Here is a 4421-nt window from a genome sequence, read left to right on the forward strand (position 1 = left end):
AAATGGGAATTATAGAGGAGGTAGTCGGAAAAATTGTAAGAGTGATTTTTCTGCCATAATCGTCCCAAAATACTAGCTTTTTGGGCTTTTTGAGCTGAAAACAGGCGCACTTTTTTAGACCAAAAAACGCTAAAACCAATATCAGTTAATGCTTTGATATTTAATCAGCAAGCCCTACTTACACTTTGGAGGAAAAAAGGCAGAAGGCAGAAGGGAAAGAAAGATTCAAGGCTAGAAGTTTTTTTTATAACTGATTATCCGTTAGCGTAGCTCCCCCGGAGGGGGAACATAATATAATTCCACCTTTGGGTTTAATTTCAAAACTATTTTGTCTTTTTTAGTAAGTTGATAAATTTTTAAGACTTTTGTTAAAGGCTTGAACACTAGCAACTAATATATGAAAAACTGAATACTTTAAAGCTTCTTTGAATGTTTCATTTCTGCTAATTTCAATACTTCTTTACTGACTCCACTTAACTGTTATATATTTGATTTCGCATTCATTATACCCAATCAAATTAGCCTTGATCTGATTTTTCTCCCATTGTATACCCCTGACATCATACTTGTAGTAATTTCCATATTCTATCTGGGCTATCTCTATAGCTTTAGCTCCAGTCTCTCCTCTGAGTATGAACTGTAAAAAAAACACTAATATCAGTGTATATAAGATGCCCAAAATAAAAGCCAGTTTGGGTGGAGAGACTGAACGTTTTGCCCTAATTCTTTCATCAACTACAGATATATTTCTTAGTTTGACATAAACCCAGAATGCAATAAAACCCGTTACTATTTCAACTAGAAGCGGAATAAAAAAACTAACTGGCAAGAGGCGAATTTGAGACAACCAAAGTTCTTTTTTCATTAGCTCTAAAGGAAGTAGTATGAATAACCAGCTAAAAAAGCGAGAGAGCAAAAATGCTGCAACCCATCTAACTTCCTGCACAGGTTTTCGGTTTCCACAAAAGAGTAATACTCCTCCAATTACAGCCAAAGTGTTCAAAATAGATGAGTAGGATGAATTGCTCTGACTTTGTACTCTTAGATAGAGTATACATAGAGTATTAAAAATGCTTGCTAAAATCAGAACAATACCTACCTGCTTGAAAATTACACGATTATTTTTCATTAGGCATCTCCATAAAAGAGAGAGTAGGGAATAGGAAATAGGTGATAATGAATAATAATTTGTTTTATCTAAATTAGGGAAAATGGTCGTAAATTTCAGGAATATCTAATTTTTTTGTAGTATTTCCTACTCTAATATAAAATTCTAAACCTTTGTCGGTTTTGAGGAATGCCTTTTTGAGCGATTTTTTAATATCAACAATACAAATATCCTTTGTTTCTAAGCTTTCAAAACGAATTTTGATGTATTTGTTGATGAAATTAGAACCTATATGCTGAGAAATTAGATTGATTAATGTTTGTTGAAATACGTCTAAATTTTTCTTAGATAGTAAAGAAATATCTTTTTCTAAACCGAAAATATCACCATTATCTTCAATTCCTATTAATAATGTTCCTCCTTGAGAATTGAGAAAAGCAACTATTGTTTTTAAAACAGCAAATCTTAATTTTTCATCTTTACAATTTCCTTTAACACTCCATTGTAAAGTGCTTTTAAATTCTAAAGTATCACTTTCCCCTTCTTTAATTAATTTATATAAAGATTTAAACTCGCCTATTTTACAAATAGTGGTTAAAAATCTTCTTAATTTTCGTTCCTCAATTTTTTGAATCAGTTCTTCTTTTGTATATGCTGCTTCTATGACTGTTTGATTAATAACTGCAATATATTCCCCCCAATATTGCTCTTCTAAATATTCTCTATTTTCTTCAATCCATTGGTCATTTTTAACATTTCCCCAACGATTAAAATAAGTAATTGCTTCTTTAATGGATGCGTCTAAAATTTCAAAAACATTGCCTTTCATATTCTTGGAGATATAATCCCAAGCTCCTTTTTTAAAAGCATCGCGACAGTCAGTTACAGTATCATTTGCTGTTAAGATAATCACAACAGAAGAAAGATTTTGAGATTGAATTTGCTCTAAGACAGCAAAACCACTATCATCTGCCTCCATCCGCATATCAGTAACGATAATGTCAAAAGGATTTTGTAATTTTTCTATTGCTTCTTTGACATTAATTGCTGTTTCAACGTTTTGATAACCAAAGTCTTCTTTTAGCCACTCGATTAATTCTTCAAGATAATTATGGTTATCTTCAACTAATAGTAAATGAACGTTTTCTGTTTCCATAGTTAATCCTGTTATTTTTGAGTTTTGATTTAACTTTGGTTAGCGATCGGTGTAAGGAATGTACATTTCAAATCTTACACCATTTTCTCCTGTTTCTCGAATATGACCTTCCATTTTAACTAAAGTTTTACGAATAATATACAGTCCTAAACCACTGCCTTGACCTTTTTTGGAAGTAGTGGTTAAGGGTTGAAATATCCATTGTTTTTTATCTTCAGGAATACCTTTACCGTTGTCCGAAAATTCTATTAATAAATATTTTTTTTCTCCTGACATTGTGAAACCTCTAATACTTTCAGGATTAATCGCATCTTGAGATTTCATTTTTATCATTAAATTTTGTTGGTCTGAATTATGTTTCAGAGAATTTTCTAGCATTTCATTTAAAGCACTTTTTATCTTTTCCTCATCTCCAGAAAATATAGAGTCGCCGTTAGTAATTTCTAATTGAATTTCCGCATTTTCAATTTGATTATTATCTTGCCACTTTTCAAAGATTTTTTTAACTGGGAAGTGTTTCTTTTTAATATTTATCCCTTCGTTTATTCCCTTCAAGTCGTTCAGAGCAGCTTGAGTTAATTCTAATTGAGTTAAAAGTTTTTCATATTGGGAATAAATCTTAGATTCACTGTCTACTTTACGCATTACCCGAAGAATTTTTGACTTAATAACTGCTAATTCATTATTTACAAAGTCCGAAATATCATGGGCAGTTTTGGAAATAACAGACAGAACTTGTTGATAGTCATCTTCGGGAATTTTGTTTGTTTCATATTTTTGTATTTCTCTGCGTTCGGTAATTTGCTCGACTAATTTTTCAATCTTTTCAATAATGTCGTTTAAATTTGAATTTTTGTCTTTATAACCCCTTAAAATACGGTAGGCAATACTTTTTAAAACAGCAATTTCATTGCCTATTTTATGGTATATTGCTCTGTTAAGAATTTGCGTATCTTTTAACTTAGTTTCGGGTTTTATTTCCTCGTAATAGCCTTCTGAGTCTAAGTTAAGAGTCAACATTTTTAAAGCATGAGCGTAAAGACCCAAGTCTTGGGCAATTTCGTCTAGCATTTCTAAATCTTTTTTGTCATAAGTTTTATTAGCTAATTTAGCTAAAATACTGCTAGCGCTGTAGAGCAAACTTCTTTCTCGATCCTCAGAATTATCAATTGCTTCTTGAAAATATTGATTACCTTTTTTTTCTTCTTCAATAGAGTAATATAGTCTTCCTAGTGTTAGTCGAACTACATTTGCATTGTCTTGTAATAAATCAGTTAAATTAATTTTTTCTAGTTGTTCAATTGCTTGTTGATATTGGCCTAATTCTTGTAGTGCTGTTGCATATTTGTATCGTACATAGTTATCATCTTCTAGCTCTAATGATTTTTCAAAAAATTGACAAGATTCTTCAAATTTACCTACTTCTATTAAAGCAATAGCATAACTACCAATAGCTATAACATTATCAGGTTCGAGTAGTAGAGCTTTTTCAAACCAAGGTAGGGAATCTTCTACTCTTTCTAATTTCATTAAAGCAATAGCATAACTACCAATCGCTATAAAATTATCAGGTTCGAGTAGTAGAGCTTTTTCAAACCAAGGTAGGGAATCTTCTACTCTTTCTAATTTCATTAAAGCATTAGCATAGCTACGAATAGTTTTAACATGATCGGGTTCGAGTTGTAGAGCTTTTTCAAATAAAGGTAGGGAATCTTCTACTCTTTCTAATTCCATTAAAGCACCAGCATAATTATTAATAATTATAACATCATCAGGTTCGAGTAGTAGAGCTTTTTGAAACCAAGGTAGGGAATCTTCTACTCTTTTTAATTCCATTAAAGCACCAGCATAATTATTAATAGTTAGAACATGATCGGGTTCGAGTTTTAAAGATTTTTCAAACCAAGGTAGGGAATCTTCTACTCTTTCTAATTTCATTAAAGCATTAGCATAACTATTAATAGTTAGAACATTATCAGGTTCCAGTTGTAGAGATTTTTCAAATAAAGGCAATGTATCTTCTACTCTTTCTAATTTCATTAAAGCATTAGCATAACTATTAATAGTTAGAACATTATCAGGTTTCAGTTGTAGAGATTTTTCAAATAAAGGCAACGTTTCTTCAACTCTTCCTAATTTCATTAAAGCATTAGCATA

At 31.1% G+C, this 4421-nt stretch carries 3 protein-coding genes; all 3 read right to left on the minus strand.

The window, feature by feature from the left end; all coding sequences use genetic code 11:
* Nucleotides 1-460 precede the first annotated feature (460 nt).
* Entirely contained in the window at nucleotides 461-1129 is a 669-nt protein-coding gene (locus F6K54_RS06390) for a hypothetical protein (RefSeq protein WP_293075748.1), read from the minus strand.
* A gap of 73 nt (nucleotides 1130-1202) precedes the next feature.
* Entirely contained in the window at nucleotides 1203-2264 is a 1062-nt protein-coding gene (locus tag F6K54_RS06395; protein ID WP_293075750.1) for an RNA-binding domain-containing protein, read from the minus strand.
* A gap of 39 nt (nucleotides 2265-2303) precedes the next feature.
* On the minus strand, nucleotides 2304-4421 hold a 2118-nt coding region (locus F6K54_RS06400), incomplete at its 5' end, for an ATP-binding protein (RefSeq protein ID WP_293075752.1).

It is taken from the genome of Okeania sp. SIO3B5 (assembly GCF_010692555.1).
GTDB lineage: Bacteria > Cyanobacteriota > Cyanobacteriia > Cyanobacteriales > Microcoleaceae > Okeania.